This is a genomic window from Nostoc sp. PA-18-2419, from assembly GCF_005869855.1.
Taxonomy (GTDB): domain Bacteria; phylum Cyanobacteriota; class Cyanobacteriia; order Cyanobacteriales; family Nostocaceae; genus Nostoc.
In genome coordinates this window covers 109479-126198 of record NZ_SZNH01000004.1, presented here as the reverse complement: position 1 = coordinate 126198, position 16720 = coordinate 109479, and the positions used below count along the sequence as shown (strand labels likewise).

The following is a 16720-nucleotide window of genomic DNA, read 5'->3' as shown; positions in this document are numbered from 1 at the left end:
CCCAGTTCCCAGTCCCTAATACCCAGTCCCGTGTAAATAAGGCTTAAGGATGAAAGCACCATTACCTGATAACGAAGCACAGAGAATCGAAACGCTTTTGGAGTATAAAATCCTCGATACACTACCTGAAGCCGCCTTTGACGACCTCACTCGTTTAGCCTCGTATATTTGCCAAACTCCTATTGCTTTAATTAGCTTAGTTGATACAAATCGCCAGTGGTTTAAGTCAAAAGTTGGTTTGGATGTCCCAGAAACACACCGAGACCAGGCGTTCTGTGCCCATGCTATTCTACAACCTGATGTTCTTATTGTGCCTGATACTACAAAGGACGAACGGTTTGCCACAAATCCACTGGTGACTTCTGACCCAAAAATCCGGTTTTATACTGGTGTCCCTCTAATTAATGCTGAGGGATATCCACTGGGAACACTTTGCGTAATTGACTATGTACCACGAACGCTGACTTCAGATCAGATAGAAGCATTACGAACTTTGGCCTGTCAAGTTATCAAGCAACTAGAATTGCATCGCAATTTAGCAAGTTTAGTGCTTGTGACTAATAAAAGCAAACAATCAAAAAAACTACGCCAGGAATTTTTCAAAAAAATTGTGGCAGGTTTTGGCTTGGCATCGATACTTTTAGTTGTGATTGGCGCAGTTTCTTATCAAAATACAAGAGTATCTAGTAATAATCAAAGTATAATAAAAAACATTAATAAAAAAATTAACAGTTTAGAAAAACTACTGTCACAGACAAAGGATGCCGAAAGTGTCCAACGTGGTTATATCCTCACTGGAAAAGAAATTTATTTAAAAGCGTATCAAGTAGCACTTAATAATGTCCAGCGAGAAATTATAACACTGAAGAATTTAGCCGCAGGTCAATCAAACCAACAAAAACAGCTCGCAACGCTTGAAGTTCTGATTTCGGCTAAGTTCACTCAACTAAAACAGACTATCGACTTGCGCCAAAACAAGGGATTAAAGGCGACCTCACAGGTACTAGCGACAAATGATAGTCAAAATCTGATGAATGATATCCGCAAGGTGAGCAATGAGATAGAGAATCAGGAAACAGAGCGGCATCAGCAACTATTACAACAAACAAAAGCTTGGACGCAAAAAACAACTGTGACAATTGCGATCGCCATTTTTCTAAGTTTTCTAATTCTTGGTGTAATCTACTACTCAATTTATCATGAGGTTGGTGAGCGCAAAAGAACAGAAGAAACTTTAAACCAAGAACGCAACTTTATTTCAACAATCCTGGATACAGCCAGCGCCTTAGTACTAGTTACTAACTCCCAAGGGCAAATCGTTCGTTTTAATCAAGCTTGTGAGCAAACAACAGGTTACTCCTTCGACGAGGTAAGAGGTAGGTATTTCTGGAATTTGTTGTTACTTCCTGAAGAGGTAGAGTCAGTCAAAGCAGTTTTTGAGCAATTGCGAGCTGGTAAGAGCTTCTATGAATACGAAAACTATTGGGTAATCAAGGATGGTAGTCGGCGACTAATTGCCTGGTCGAATACCATCTTAAAAGACTATGACGGTTCAGTAGAGTACATTGTTAGCACAGGTATTGATATCACTGAGCGCAAACGAGCTGAACGACATCTGACTGCCCAATACGCTGCAACCCGCGTTTTAGCAGATTCCACCACAATCAAGGAAGCGATGCCTCAAATTGTCCAAGGAATCTGTGAAAGTTTGGCATGGGATTTGGGCGAAATTTGGATGGTAGACCGGGAAGCAAATGTGCTACGTTTTTTCGATATCTGGCACAAAGCATCCCTTGAAGTGCAAGAGTTTGCAGCATTGAAGCGGCAAACGACTTTTGCTTTAGGAATTGGACTACCTGGCCGTGTTTGGGCTAGTTCTGAACCTGTCTGGATTGCTGATATCGTAAAAGATTTGAATTTCCCGAGCTTGAAAATCGCCCCTCAAGTAGGACTACATGCAGCTTTCGGTTTTCCTCTCCGCACTGGTAACAATATCCTTGGCGTCATTACCTGCTTTAATCGTCAAATCCAACAACCTGACGCAGAATTGGCAAAAACGATGAATTTTATTGGCGAACAAGTCGGGCAATTTATCCAACGTAAACAGGCTGAAGAGGAATTACAACGCCAAAACTTGCGATCGCAACTTTTTACGGAAATCACCTTGAAAATTCGCCAGTCTTTGCAAATTGAAGAAATTCTGGAAATCACTGTCAAGGAGGTGCAAAAAATTCTCCAAACTGACCGAGTATTAATCTATCAGCTGTTACCAGATGAGTCTACAACCACTGTTATTGAAGCAGTAGTTTCTGGCTTACCAGCAATTAAGGAGCAAAACATCATTACCCCCTACTTTCAAGCCGAATACCTACAACAATACTATCTACAGCAGTACCGTCAAGGACGAATTATGGGATTGGCTAATTTGGATTTACTGGAAGTCCAACAAAGTCAGCTGCAATTAATGCAACAGTTTGGGGTGAAAGTCAATTTAGTTGTGCCAATTCTGGTCAAAGAAGAACTTCGCGGTTTGCTCATAGTCCATCAGTGTGACCATTCCCACCAATGGTCTAGCTTTGAAACTCATCTTTTGCGGGAAATAGCCGACCAAGTCGGTATTGCCTTAACCCAAGCCCAACTATTAGCAGCAGAAACTCGTCAACGACAAGAACTTGAAATTGCTCGTTACCAAGCTGAATTAGCTTCTCAGACCAAAAGTGCCTTTTTAGCGAATATGAGTCATGAAATTCGTACTCCGATGAATGCCGTATTAGGAATGACTAATTTAGCCTTAGATACTCCCTTAGACCCAGAACAACGAGATTTTATTGAAACAATTCGCATTAGTGGAGAAGCTTTATTGACTTTAATCAACGAAATTTTGGATCTCTCCAAGCTGGAGGCTGGAGAGATGGCTCTAGAAACTTTAGATTTTAACTTATCTACCTGTGTTGAAGAAGTCTTGGAATTATTGGCTCCCTCAGCCCATAATAAGGGATTAGAAATAGCTGCCCTGATTGAGCGTAATCTCCCCATTCACCTCCAAGGAGATGCTGGTAGACTGCGGCAAATTCTCATGAACCTGATTAGTAACGCTATCAAGTTTACTAGTGCTGGCGAAGTAGTAGTGGAAGCACAATTACGTTCCCTTTCCTCGACTACAGTCAGCGTTTACTTTGCGATTACAGACACAGGTCTTGGTATTAGTCCTGAAGACCAACTTAGACTCTTTATGCCATTTACCCAAGTCGATGCTTCTACCACTCGCAAGTATGGTGGTACAGGCTTGGGATTAGCCATTTGTAAACAACTAGTGACTTTGATGGGAGGAGTAATTGGAGTGGAAAGTCAAATCGACAGAGGATCTAAATTTTGGTTTGAAGTACCTTTCGCCAAGCAAGTGGAGCCTGTTTTCAAGTCAGGCGAACGCCCACTTTTGATCAATCGCCGCGCCTTAGTAGTAGATGACAACTCTACCAGTTGCAAAACGATCCACCATCAAGCTACCGCTTGGGGAATGCAAGTAGATCGAGTTAACAGTGCTGCTGCTGCACTCAGAGCAATCAAGAAAGCTTATGAGCAAAAAAATCCCTATGATGTTGCCTTAATTGATATGCTAATGCCCGAAACAGATGGCATCAAACTAGGAGAACAAATTAAAGCTAATTCTGCATTTGCTGAGATACCTTTAATTATCCTCGCGTCAACTAATCAACGAAATCAAGTACAGGAAGCTCTCAAAATCGGATTTACTGCTTATTTAGTCAAACCCGTTAAAGCATCTCGACTTCTGGATCTGATGCTCAATATTTTAGAAATTACCCCTCAATTAGAACAATCGACTCTTGAACTGCAAAGTAGAAATTCAAGTATTCCCACTTCATTTAATTTTCAGTCGTTAGCTCCTAACTCCTCTAATCAATCTAAGTTGAAAATTTTGCTAGCCGAAGATAATTTGGTAAATCAGAAAGTAACCCTAAAACAACTCGAAACTTTAGGGTATAAAGCTGATGTCGTTGCCAATGGTAAGGAAGTTTTACAGCTATTAGAAAAAATTCCTTATGATTTAATTTTAATGGATTGCCACATGCCAATTCTGGATGGTTTAGAAACTACAAAAGAAATTCATCATTGGCAAGAAAGTGCTTTTGCCAGTCATCGTCGACCTGTGGTAATCGCAATGACAGCTAATGCGATGAAAGAAGACAAACAAAAGTGTCTCAAAGCCGGAATGGACGATTATCTAAGTAAACCAGTGTTGAAAGAAAAATTGGCAAGCACCCTAGAATATTGGGCAGACATCATCCTTTCACAACAGGTGGTAGCCAAATATGAGCAGACAGTTTCCACCACGAAGAATGAGCCAGTTGACTGAAGAATCAAAGCTAAAGCAAGTAGATTGAATATTAATTTTTAATTTTTATTTTTCAGTTTTTCTCCATCAAAGGTGATCGGATACGCCTTCAAACAAGTAAGCTTTGCGTCGCTGACAGCAAATCTTGATGAACGGATTTTGACGCAGCTACGATTAATCCTGGCAGGCTATAGTTTTTACAAGTATAGAGTGGCGGTAAAGTCGAACCGTCTAGAGTAGTGACAAGATAGCCAGCTTCTTTTGCCAAAAAAGCCAGTGCAGCACCATCAATAAATTTGCCTGCTCTGATTACTGCTCCACTCAAATCACCACTAAGAATACCATTGAGATTAGGAATTTGAATCTCACTAGAATAATCAGTGGCAATATCGATTACTTGATAATTATCTTTTAGTAGAGGTGCGATCGCATTCATTCCCCATCCCAATAAGATAGCAGGTTTGGGTGATGTAATCTGCAACAAAGTGCAGGCTTCTAAATTCATTTGTAGGGTTCCTTTAAAAGTACCTTCACCTCGAAAAGCATAAAAATAAACATTTTCACCAGGAGAAATTGCCACTACTGCCTCAAAATCATCTGCATTTAGAATACTAAGAATAATTTGGTAATTAGAGTGCCCATCCATGTAAAACTTTGTGCCATCAATTGGGTCGAGTGTAACTAAATAATCACCTTGCAAACCAAGTTCAGTAGCACGAAAATACTTAGTGTTTCGAGAACTTTCATACTCTTCACCAAAAAAGCGAATCTCTGGAAAACTACCCAGCAGTACTACTTCTACCATATTTTGAATCGCCACATCTGCATCAGTAAGTGCAGCCGCAAAAAAGTTTTTTCCTTGTTCTTTAGCCGGAAGTGCAGCAATCTTTGGTTGCAGAAAACGGGCATAGGCTGCTGCTACTTTCAGATGGGGAAGTAAAGTCTCTAAAATTAATCGAGTAGTCGGTGTTGTGGACATTGCAGCAAACTCCTTTGAGAAATAATCTTCTATTAGCAGGGTAATAGGATTTTAAATGCAGACAAAATTACGGTATCATTTTGATGCAATAATACCACCGTTGCTATATTACTCTAATCTGTTTAATTAAAAGGAAGGAGATGAGAAGGATTTTGAGTATTTGAAGTGGATGAATCCACCTTTGAACTAGATTAACGAGTATTTGAACTGGGTGAACGAATCTTTGAGGTTAATATTTCAAGTTCTAAATCTACTTGATACTATTTCACAAAATAGCTCATATAGATAGATATGTATGGGCGTACAGATGTACACCCCTACCTTAGATTTATGTCTTGTAAAGATTTTTAGGAATAGTATTATTTTCCTCATCTTCCCCAGTCCCCTGTGCCCTTGTGTTTTTTCTCATTTCATGAGTCGATGGTTTTAGATCGGGCGAAACTTTGATGCTGACATTTACCCAACTCAAACCACCCAATTACGATACAGCAGTCAGCTTAACTCTGGCGCTAACAGCAGAAGAACGTACCCGCAGTCGTCATCGCTTTGAAACCGAAGAGGGAAAAGTTGTATTTTTGCATTTACCTAGAGGAACTGTTTTACACGATGGCGATATTCTCCAAGAAGAAACCCATAACAGTTTAATTAGAATTACTGCTAAACCAGAACTAGTGATGACTGCCTTTGCCGAAACACCACTTTTATTACTCAGAGCAGCATATCATTTGGGAAATCGCCATGTACCTGTAGAAATTACCCCAAGTTATTTACGCTTGTCTTCAGATTCGGTTCTACGCTCGATGTTGGAACAATTGGGATTAGAAGTTAAAGAAGAAATTTTACCGTTTCAGCCAGAATTGGGAGCTTATGGACAACACCATCACGCTCACTGATAGCCATTTTTTGCATATTTTACAGCTTGCTAGCCCTGCTTTGCCTGTGGGAGCATATAGTTATTCTGAAGGCTTGGAAACATTAGTGGAAAATGGTACGATCGCCAACCAAGTAGCTCTCAAGCATTGGTTAGAAGCACAATTAATTTACGGAGCAATTCGGCTAGAGGCGGCGGTAATGGTACGGGCTGATAAATCTGCAAAAATCGGTGATGTCGAGTCTTTATGCTCCTGGAATCTCTGGTTATCTGCTGCTAGAGAAACAGAAGAATTACGCGCCTCTAGTTGGCAAATGGGGCGATCGCTCATCCAATTACTTGGTAAACTAGAACCGCAAATTGAACCTATAACCAAGGCTGTAGGTAATCCTTGCAATTATGCGATCGCTTTTGGCATCGCCCTTGCTCATTGGCAAATTAATATCAAAGCCGGATTATTAGCATATTTGCACAGTTGGGCAAGTAATTTAATTACAGCTGGCATCAAACTTATCCCCTTGGGACAAACAGCAGGACAGCAGTTATTACTTGATTTGCAATTATTAATCAGTACTACAGCATTGGAAATTCTCACGTTAGAAGATGAACAACTCGGCTGTTGGAGTTGGGGTTTATCCCTAGCAAGTATGCAGCATCAAACGCAGTATACAAGGTTGTTTAGGAGTTAAATGGGGAGATGGAGAGATGAGGAAGTGTGGGGAGAGAGGGGGAATGGGAGAGTATCGAGAGAGGGGATGGGGGAATGTGGGGAGAGAAGGGGGCAAGATTTCTTCTCCATCCTCCTTTTCCTCCCACACCTGCATTTGTTCCCCATCCTCCCACACTCCCTGTTTGCCTAATAACCAACAACAAATGACAAATGACAAATGACAAACAACGCATTTAGAGTAGGTGTTGCTGGGCCCGTGGGTTCGGGGAAGACGGCTTTAGTGGATGCTTTGTGCAAGAAATTGCGCCAGCAGTATCAGCTGGCGGTGGTGACGAATGATATTTATACTCAAGAAGATGCTCAATTTTTAGTGCGTTCTCAAGCCTTAGCAAGCGATCGCATTTTGGGTGTAGAGACTGGCGGCTGTCCTCATACTGCTATCCGCGAAGATGCTTCGATGAATTTAGCAGCAATTGAACAGTTAGAAGAACGTTTTACGGATTTGGATTTAGTATTTTTGGAAAGTGGCGGTGATAATTTGGCTGCTACCTTTAGTCCAGAATTGGTAGATTTGACGATTTATGTCATCGATGTTGCAGCTGGTGATAAAATTCCTCGCAAGGGTGGCCCTGGTATTACTAAATCTGATTTGTTGGTGATTAATAAAATCGACCTTGCACCTTATGTCGGCGCCGATTTAACTGTTATGGAACGAGATGCTAAAAAAATGCGCGGCGATAAACCTTTTATTTTTACTAATTTGAAAACTCAGTCAGGGCTTATAGATGTAATTAACTTTGTCTGCACGAATATCTGTTAGAAGCTATTTACAAACACAATATTACAAGAAGGCAAAAGTAAAAAGACAAAAGATACAAGAGAATATCAATATTTAAGCATTATTACTTATTGACAAATGATTTATGACTTTAACTTTTGAGTAATGATATATGTAGTTCATTTTTGAGGTATTTTTGAAAAAATACTATGTCCTCTTAGTTGTACTTTGTTTTCCCCAGTTCTCAAATTTAAAAGAATTGTATCTGACTTATGAGTCAGAAATCCTCTGAAAACAGACCTCATATATGTTGTTTGTTATTTTGATAGATGCATTATACATATTTATTTATTTTTATATAGTTTTGTTTTTCCACACCGACTTGCTTATAGAATTTAGGCATATAACTGTCTGAAACTCTTATTATTGGGCGTCTTCTGGCTTCTGTGTGGTTTGATTTTTCCTTCCCTGTCCGTAAGTTTTGACTTAGTTCGGATAAATTTGCATTAAGTAACTATACATTTCTTAATCTTTAAAGATTTCATTTGTAGCTGTTTCATGATAATTTGACTAAGTACAGATGTTGTTTGCCTGTTTTTTGCCACACCCAAAACAATCATCAGGGGTTTTGAGACATTTTTTATTGACACTGACTACGTAAGCTGTGAGGAGATTTAAAATTGGCAGCTTAGTTTGGTAAGTGTCAAAGACTATCTGTAAAATATTCTAGAGAACATATTTTGTCAATCAGGAAAATACTCAATATAAATGTTCTACATTCTTATAAAAATAAATCAAAGTAATAAATTTATTCAAGAATTTAAGCTGAAAACTGTTTTAAAATTTCAAGCTAAATTAATTTATGTTTAATAATAATCCGTTTTTATAATATACTTAAATACTCATCGCTCCTTTGCGATCTGCTTGGTAATGAGCGAGTCAATTTGGTTGAAATTTAGAGTTAAGATTTAAATCTTGAGAACGTTTAACGTCTACTTGAAAGTAAGAAAAGATTGAGAAGATTGTCATAAACTTATGAGCAAGCAAAGACCGATTACTGAAATGGCTTTTACCGAAACTGTAGCGATCGCCAAGTTACCTAGTGAGTTCGGTACATTTAAAATATATGGCTATCGTAATGCTCTGGACGATTCAGAGAATATCGCCATCATTAAGGGAGAAGTAGAAAACTTCGATAACCCGGTAATGGTAAGAATACACTCCGAATGCTTAACCGGCGATGCTTTAGGTTCTCTACGTTGTGATTGTGGAGGCCAGTTGCAAACGGCACTGAGGATGATTGAAACCGCAGGTCAAGGAGTGATAATTTATTTGCCACAAGAGGGAAGAGGCATTGGTTTGTTGAATAAGGTGAGAGCCTATTCTTTGCAAGATTTGGGACTAGATACAGTAGAAGCAAATGAACGTCTGGGATTTTCTGCTGACCTCCGAGACTACAGTATGGCGGCGCAAATCCTCAAGGATTTAGGGTTGAAGGAAATTCGCTTAATTACTAATAATCCTCGCAAAATTGCTCGTTTGCAAAACTATGGGATTGAAGTAGTCGAACGAATTCCTTTAGCCATTGAACCCAATGACTACAATTTTAATTATTTGACAACTAAAACCAAGAAGCTGGGGCATCTTCTGGAATTCAAAAATCGCCAATCTATAGCCAGAAATGCCTTTAAAATTGACGATCATTTAGATGATATCTGGTCGGCATTGCTGGAATGCAAACAGACAATGAAAAATGAAGCTCCCCAAAAGAATGAGTATTGGGCTTTTTTTGGGAATGCTCAAAGTCCGTGGAGTTTCCAAAAACTTTCTGCCGAAAAGATACCGCAAATTCCGGAAAGTGATTTCTTGATTATCATCGATTTGACAAATGATTTTTGTGAAAACTTAAATTTTGCCAATCAACTATTTTCTCGAGTAGAATCTGCCATTGTATTCAAAAGCGGCTCGCCTTTGAAGACCAATTTTGTGCAAGATGACCAATGTTTTAAAGGAATGTGGCACAGCAATGGATGGCAAACTTTTTCTCTATATGTCAGGCTCTTAATTGCTCAACGAGCAGCTTATCTAGAAAAGCGTCCATTTCTGATGGCTCACCTAGCACAATCTCTAGACGGCAGAATTGCAGCAATCAATGGCAACTCTCAATGGCTGAGCAATGAAGCTAACTTGAAACATGCTCATCGTCTGCGTGCCCTTCATGATGCCGTTATGGTAGGCGCACTCACAGCAACACTCGACAATCCTAAACTAACGGTTCGTTTAGTAGCTGGCAAGCATCCAACTCCTGTGATTATTGAAGGAGAAAGCGATTTGAAGCTGGATGATTTGCAGATGATGGCAGTCCACGAAAAAGTTATTGTGTTATATCCTCAAGGAAAGCAGCATCGAGTCGTACCACAAGCAGTAAAAGACAAAATTTTGGAGATTCCGATTTCTCCTAAAACAGGTTCTCAGAAAAATACAGTTTTAGAACCTTCGGAGATTTTAAACGCTTTATACGAAAATGGCATTTCTAGTATTTTTTTGGAAGGTGGAGGACAAACCGTTTCCTATTTCTTGCAAGCTGATTGCATAGAGTTACTGCATCTCCATTTTTCTCCTTTGATTTTGGGTTCGGGACGGTCGAGTTTCACCCTTCCAGTTATAGACTCCATCGACCAAGGACTGCGCTTTCAAATGAAACACTTCGATCTCGATGGAGAAATTCTAGTGGAATTACTTCTAGATAAGGAGTCACGCATTTAATTTGCTCGTTAAGGCTGCTGGTTAAAGATGTCTACAAATTCTCAAGCTTATGCTTACTGGCTAGTCTCTCCAAGCGTTGGTGAAATTAGAGAAACTTCAGTCACGGCGTTGCCTAAAGAGCCTCTGTTTTTGGAAACTCTCTACAGTGGCATTAGTCCGGGGACAGAACGCCTGGTAGGTCTAGCAAAAGTCCCCGAAGAGTGTTGGGAAACAATGCGCTGTTGGTATATGGAAGGCAGTTTTGCCTTACCTTTAAAGTACGGCTACAGTCTTGTCGGTCAAGCTGATGAAGCCTCCAATCAGGGTAAACGATTTTTCGTTATGCATCCCCATCAATCGAGAGTCGTGGTGGAGAGTTCTGATGCATTAGAATTGCCAGATTGGTTACCTAGTAAACGGGCAACTTTAATTCCCAACACAGAAACAGCCCTGAATGCAGTTTGGGATGCCGAAGTTAGTCAGGACGCTCGGATCTTAATTGTTGGTGGAGGTATTGTTGGTATTCTGATTAGCTTTGTTCTCAGTAAAGAGTATGGTATTGGGGCAGACTTTTTAGAACAGGATAAGCAGCGAATTCAATACCTAGAACAACTACCTTGGCTGCAAAATTCTCGCTTAGCAACCGACTTCAAAGAAGACAATTACAATATCGTCTTTCATACCAGCGCTTCTGCTTGTGGACTTCAAAGTGCGATTGATGCCCTGACTTTTGAAGGTCGCTGTATCGAACTGAGTTGGTACGGAACGCAATCAGTTTCCTTGCAATTGGGTGGTTCGTTTCATTATCAGCGCAAACAAATTATCGCTTCTCAAGTTTCGGCGATCGCCAAACCCATGCGAAACTTAATTGACTATCGTCAGCGCAAAGAACGGGTTTTGCAATTGCTTGGAGATGCGGCTGTAGATATTCTCCTAGAGCCTGTGATTGCTTTTAAAGACTTGCCCGAATTTATGTCACTGTTATATCAGCGTCAAGTACAGCCAGTTTCGCCGTTAGTTGAGTATTAAAAATCATGTTTTCTGTTGCAGTAAAAGACCACATCATGATTGCCCATAGCTTCCAAGGGGAAATTTTTGGCCCCGCTCAAAAGCTGCACGGAGCAACCTTTATAATCACAGCTGAATTTAAAGTACCATCATTGGATAAAGATGGCTTAGTGATTGATATCGGTCAGGCGATCGCAATTCTCAAAGAAGTTCTAGAACCTATAAATTACCAAAATCTAGATACTCTCGAACAATTTCAGGGGATAAATACAACCACAGAATACATAGGTTATTATATCCACCAGCAAATTAGCAAACACGTAAGTTCCTTTTTCAAAGGCTCTCTGAAAATCACCCTGGAGGAAAGCCATATCGCTTGGGGAAGCTATGAAGCAGAGGTATGAACTCAAATACGATCTATTTTATTCAGCCGAAACTAAGTTTCACCTCAGGAGGTTCACTCTACAATGTAGAAATTGTCAAGCGCTTAGAGCAGGAAGGTAAAGGAGAGAATTTATATTATCCCTTAGATGGATCTGTTTCTGGGCTGCTTGAACAATTGAGTGCTTTACCTTCTGATTGCATCCTTGTGATTGATGCACTCTACTTGACAATTTCCGAGTTCAATGATTCCTTGAATGAATTTCTTCCCTATGCTCAACGAACTTACTTGATGCTCCACCATCTTGAGTCATTGAATACCTACTACTCGACTCAGGAAAAGAAAGCTCTCTGGAGTGATGAAGCGCGATGGTTAAAAGCGATGAAGGGTATTATCGTTCCTAGTTTCCAATTGCGCAATTATATCTTAAGTGGTGGGATCGAAACAGACAAAATCGTGGTAGCATCACCAGGTATCGATCAGGCGCTTTACCTGCCTAATCTCAAACAGCGATCGCAAGAGCAGATAACTCTCATTAGCATCGGAACTTTCTATCGACGCAAAGGGCAACTTGAATTAGTAGAAATGTTAGCCCAGATGGAAACAAAGAATTTTAGGCTCCATTTGATTGGTGATTGCGAAGAAGAAGCTTACAAAGATAAAACTCTCGCCTTAATCAAGCGTGCGGGACTGCAAGATGCCGTCATTGTTCATGGCCGTGTTCCTCAGAAGACTATGTTGGAGTTGTTGTCTCAATCTGACCTTTATATCTCCGCATCTACCTATGAAAGTTATTCTATGTCCACTGCAGAAGCAGTTGCTAACGGGCTACCAGTATTAGCTTATGCAACTGGGGCAATTGCAGACTGGATTGAGGATGGAGTCAATGGGATACTGATTGAGTTAGGCAAGCACGAACAATTTTTCATGGCACTCAAAAAATTGCTTACAGATCGTAATCAACTTAATCAGTTAGGCAAAGAAGCTTTGAATCGCACTGCGAATCTATCCTTTAATACTTGGGAGCAAAGTTATCGAGATTTTTTACAAGTATTTACATACTAGTTAGTAATCTTAATATTTCTTCAATCGCTAGAACTACTGAATCATCAGCAGGAAAAAATTAATATGTCATCTTTATCGCAGCAGGTGGGGATTCTTCGCTCATTAATAATGTACTACGGTATTCCCTTTCGCATCCGTCAGTTATCCGGCTTTTATTCACTGTTTGTCCAACCAGGCGACCTTTGTTTTGACATTGGTTCCCATGTTGGCAATCATCTTCTTGCCTTGTCTCGCCTTGATGCCCATGTTATTGGCATCGAGCCTCAACCTCAGTGTATGCAACTGTTGAAACGCTGGTACAGCAATAATCCCCGGATAACCCTTATTGAACAAGCTGTTGGCTTAGTTCCTGGGACGCAAGACTTATTGGTGAGCCAACGTACCCCAACTGTAACCACCCTCTCCCGTGATTGGATGGAAGCTGTACAACAGGTTGATTCTTTTGCTCATGTGCGCTGGGATACAACCGTGTCTGTTTCGGTAACAACTATTGATAGCCTCATCGCTCAATATGGTAAGCCCGCTTTCTGCAAGATTGATGTTGAGGGTCACGAACTAGAAGTTCTGCGTGGCTTGTCGCAACCTATTCGTGCCCTTTCGTTTGAATACACTCCGAGTGCAATAAACATTGCTCTAGCTTGCATTGAACAATTGAATTCTTTGGGGCCTTATGAATTCAACTGGAAACCCGCAAAATTTGGTGAATCGTATCAATTGCAATCAGCTAACTGGCTTAATTCTCAGGAAATGGTCGCTCAACTTAAAAGTTTGCCTGTTGATGCAAACTCTGGTGATGTATATGCACGTTGTCTGCTTAGTCTCGATACAGTGTAAACTAGCCGTTACTTTACCCTGAAGAGTGTTAATGACTTCTAAAAAATAAATTATAGCGATTGGAGTTAAGTGAGGTACAAAAATAATGTTTTTAAACGCAGAGGGGCGCAGAGTCAAGCGCAGAGTTACGCTGCGAAAAGTTTGAGCGTCGGCTTCCGGCGTAGACACCCGGAGGGTGTCTTGACGGTTCGATAAATTAAGGTTTTCGGCAATTTTTACGTAAGTTCTATTTCAGTAAATTAATGGTTGCCAAAATTCAGCAAGTATTAAATCTACTTTTGTAGAAATTTTCTCTTTTCTTTGCAAGAAGTCCAATGAATAAAAACCAGAAATTTGCCGAATGGCTAGAATTGCGTATCCCTTATGATGCCAAGGGGCGTAACTCAACTGTGGAAGCAAGCTGCCAACAATACCTGAAAAAGCACAAAAGCGTTAAAATCGTTGATTTGGGAGCTGGTACGGGTGCTAACTGTCGCTATTACTTGAGTAAAATTTTTCAGGATCAGGAGTGGTTTTTAGTTGAACAAAATCAAGAACATTTGGAAATTGGCTTTGATAGGCTAATCGTCTGGGCACAGGAAAATGGATATGATTCACAATTGCAAGACTCAATATTAGTCATAAAAAATGAAGTCCGTAAAATTACTATTCACAGAATTGTCGGCTCTATTTTGGATCTGGAGAATCTCATAGACTTAAAGACTTTTGACTTAGCTGTGGCTAATGCAGTGTTCGATTTATTTAGCGAAAAGCAGTTTCAAACACTACTAGAATGTTTAAAAAAGTATCAATTACCCCTTCTAGCTACTGTTAACTATACTAGTACAAATTTTATTCCTCAAAGCGAGGGTGATTCTTCCTTTGTAGAATACTACAATCAGCATATGCAGCGCCCTCAAGACTTCGGCAGGGGAATGGGGCCTGACTGTGGTGACTCTATCGGAGAGGTAATGAAACGTATCGATATGAAGGTCATACAAGGAGAAAGTCCCTGGGAAATTAGTAGCAGCGATCCTGTGTTTCTTCAGTTCATGTTAAAGTTTATGGAAGAATCAATTCCAGAAATTCTTGAAGAAGCAACTTTACAGCATGAGCTAAACACCTGGTTACAAAAAAAACAACAGATGATTGCTCAAAACCAACTTAGTTGTAACGTCACACATCAAGATTTTTGGGGTTACTGGGAGTAGCTATAATTTAAGAATCAAGAATCCAGAAGCACAAATTTGATAACAAAGATGTTTTGCTAAAAATGTCTCACATCAAACAAACAAAACAACAGCATAAAATCTTCCAACAACTCAAATGGCGTGTAGGAATATTTTTTGCTGTTGTATTGGGTATCTTTTTGCTTTCCACCCCGCCAGCCATATCAGAGGAACTAGTAGTCTTGAATCTGATGATGAATGCTAGTGATGGCGAACTTTGGAAGCAAAGCATTATCAAAGATTTTGAAGCAAAAAATCCGGGCATTCATATCAATATTATTGAAGGGCCGAGTACATCAAATTTACAGGAAGACCTGCTGACTTCAGCATATATCTTAGGAGATTCTCCCTATGACATGGTATTGATGGATGTCATTTGGACGCCTAAATTTGCTGCTGCTGACTGGTTGTTAGATTTGAGCGATCGCTTACCAAAAGAAGAGTTAGCAAAATTTTTTCCCGCACATATAGAAGCCGGGCGTTACGAAGGTAAACTCTACAGAATTCCCATGTATGCTACTGCTGGAGTTCTCTACTACCGTAAAGACTTGCTCGAACAAGCAGGTTTTCAACCACCAGAAACATTCGCAGATTTATTGAGAATTTCTCAGTCATTACAAGAGCAAAGAAAAGTTAAGTGGGGTTACCTTTGGCAAGGTCGCCAGTCTGAAGGACTAGTTGCCATGTTTTTGGAAGTCTTGCAAGGTTTCGGTGGATTTTGGATGAATCCTAATAATTTAGAAGTCGGGTTAGATAGACCTGAGACATTAAAAGCGATCGCTTTTCTCAAAGATACTATTGAACAAGGAATTTCTCCGCCTGGAGTCACAACATATATTGAAGAAGATACAAGACGCATATTTCAAAGTGGTCAAGCAGCATTTTTACGCAGTTGGCCTTATGTTTGGCCTTTAGCTAATGCTGATGATTCCCCTGTAAAAGATAAAATAGCTATGAAACCAATGGTTGCTACTCCTGGTAATAGTCCAGGAGGATGTTTAGGTGGTTTTGGTTTAGGAATTAGCAAATCTTCAAAACATCCTCAAGAAGCTTGGAAAGCAATTCAATTCATTACCAGTGAAGAAACACAGCGCAAATTTATTTTTAAATCGGGTTTTGTACCAAGCCAACGTTCGCTGTTTACAGACCCACAAGTTGTTAGCAAATATCCTCATTATCCTCAAATACTCAACATAGCTGATAAAAGCATTTTACGTCCGTCCATTGCCCAATATGCTCAAGCATCTGATATTTTACAACGTTATCTGAGTGCTGCACTCACAAATCGCATGACTCCTGAAAGTGCAATGCAATCAGCCGCCAATGAGACTAGACTACTACTAAAAGTCAAAGGGTAATTGACATATTTATGTCTTACTGACACTAGCTTTTCCACTTAGTAAAGAATCGATTTCTACAACAAATTTAGCGGCTTCACTCCAATCATATGAAATCCGGATGTCTACTTACTGTTTTTATTGGTCGTGGGGTGACAGCAACGGGACTTTTTGATGTTTGCTGGGAAGCACTGCGAGCGGGTGGACGTTTGGTGGCAAATGTAGTGACGGTAGAGGGCGAACAAACTTTATTTCAATGGCACGAATGAGTTGGTGGTGATTTGATTCGTATTGCCATCCAGGGGGCGGAACCTATTGGTAAATTTTTGGGCTGGCGAGGAATGGCAGGTGTGACGCAATGGGTAGTTGTAAAGTCTGAAATTAAGTGAATGCTTTTGTAGTTTCTTTATAGCTGTTAAAACGAGATATTTAACGACAAGCCTTGAGCGCGTCTGTGCTAGTTTATCTAGGCAAAACCTGAAAAGTAGC

12 protein-coding genes and 2 pseudogenes are annotated in these 16720 nt (G+C 40.1%); 13 read left to right on the top strand and 1 reads right to left on the bottom strand.

Going from position 1 to position 16720, the window contains the following annotated elements:
* The first annotated feature begins 49 nt into the window (after positions 1-49).
* A complete protein-coding gene (locus FCR06_RS06105; RefSeq protein ID WP_138497953.1) occupies positions 50-4375 on the top strand; it encodes a GAF domain-containing protein in 4326 nt (1441 codons plus the stop codon).
* An 88-nt stretch (positions 4376-4463) separates the two neighbouring features.
* Here FCR06_RS06105 and FCR06_RS06100 read toward each other — a convergent pair whose 3' ends face one another.
* Complete coding sequence (locus FCR06_RS06100) at positions 4464-5333, bottom strand: inositol monophosphatase family protein (RefSeq protein ID WP_138497952.1); 870 nt, start codon at positions 5331-5333, stop codon at positions 4464-4466.
* Positions 5334-5779: 446 nt separating this feature from the next.
* Here FCR06_RS06100 and ureE point away from each other — a divergent pair, with 446 nt between their 5' ends.
* The 12 genes and pseudogenes from ureE to FCR06_RS06045 all read left to right on the top strand — a co-directional run.
* Positions 5780-6226 carry an urease accessory protein UreE gene (gene ureE, locus FCR06_RS06095; RefSeq protein ID WP_138497951.1) on the top strand — a complete coding sequence of 149 codons (447 nt, stop codon included), beginning with the start codon at positions 5780-5782 and terminating at the stop codon, positions 6224-6226.
* Positions 6201-6893 (top strand): urease accessory protein UreF, encoded by a 693-nt coding sequence (locus FCR06_RS06090; RefSeq protein ID WP_138497950.1) that lies wholly within the window; start codon positions 6201-6203, stop codon positions 6891-6893. The genes ureE and FCR06_RS06090 overlap by 26 nt, the downstream gene beginning before the upstream one ends.
* A 198-nt stretch (positions 6894-7091) precedes the next feature.
* On the top strand, positions 7092-7694 hold the full coding sequence (gene ureG, locus FCR06_RS06085; protein WP_138497949.1) for an urease accessory protein UreG: 603 nt from the start codon (positions 7092-7094) through the stop codon (positions 7692-7694).
* A gap of 1044 nt (positions 7695-8738) precedes the next feature.
* Positions 8739-9302, top strand: a pseudogene (gene ribA, locus FCR06_RS33380) (GTP cyclohydrolase II); the annotation flags it as partial.
* Between the two features lie 96 nt (positions 9303-9398).
* On the top strand, positions 9399-10418 hold the full coding sequence (locus FCR06_RS34570; RefSeq protein WP_317616803.1) for a RibD family protein: 1020 nt from the start codon (positions 9399-9401) through the stop codon (positions 10416-10418).
* 27 nt (positions 10419-10445) lie between these two features.
* Entirely contained in the window at positions 10446-11426 is a 981-nt protein-coding gene (locus FCR06_RS06075; protein WP_138497947.1) for a zinc-dependent alcohol dehydrogenase, read from the top strand.
* 5 nt (positions 11427-11431) lie between these two features.
* Entirely contained in the window at positions 11432-11809 is a 378-nt protein-coding gene (locus tag FCR06_RS06070; protein ID WP_138497946.1) for a 6-pyruvoyl trahydropterin synthase family protein, read from the top strand.
* The gene (locus FCR06_RS06065; RefSeq protein WP_138497945.1) at positions 11806-12852 is read left to right on the top strand and encodes a glycosyltransferase family 4 protein; all 1047 of its coding nucleotides are present in this window, start codon (positions 11806-11808) and stop codon (positions 12850-12852) included. Before FCR06_RS06070 ends, FCR06_RS06065 begins: the two co-directional genes overlap by 4 nt.
* 63 nt (positions 12853-12915) lie before the next feature.
* Positions 12916-13686 carry an FkbM family methyltransferase gene (locus tag FCR06_RS06060; protein ID WP_223280046.1) on the top strand — a complete coding sequence of 257 codons (771 nt, stop codon included), beginning with the start codon at positions 12916-12918 and terminating at the stop codon, positions 13684-13686.
* Between the two features lie 314 nt (positions 13687-14000).
* Entirely contained in the window at positions 14001-14876 is an 876-nt protein-coding gene (locus tag FCR06_RS06055; protein WP_138497944.1) for a class I SAM-dependent methyltransferase, read from the top strand.
* 62 nt (positions 14877-14938) lie between these two features.
* Positions 14939-16252 (top strand): ABC transporter substrate-binding protein, encoded by a 1314-nt coding sequence (locus tag FCR06_RS06050; RefSeq protein WP_138497943.1) that lies wholly within the window; start codon positions 14939-14941, stop codon positions 16250-16252.
* 113 nt (positions 16253-16365) lie between these two features.
* Positions 16366-16620, top strand: a pseudogene (locus tag FCR06_RS06045) (cobalamin biosynthesis bifunctional protein CbiET); the annotation flags it as partial.
* Positions 16621-16720: the final 100 nt, after the last annotated feature.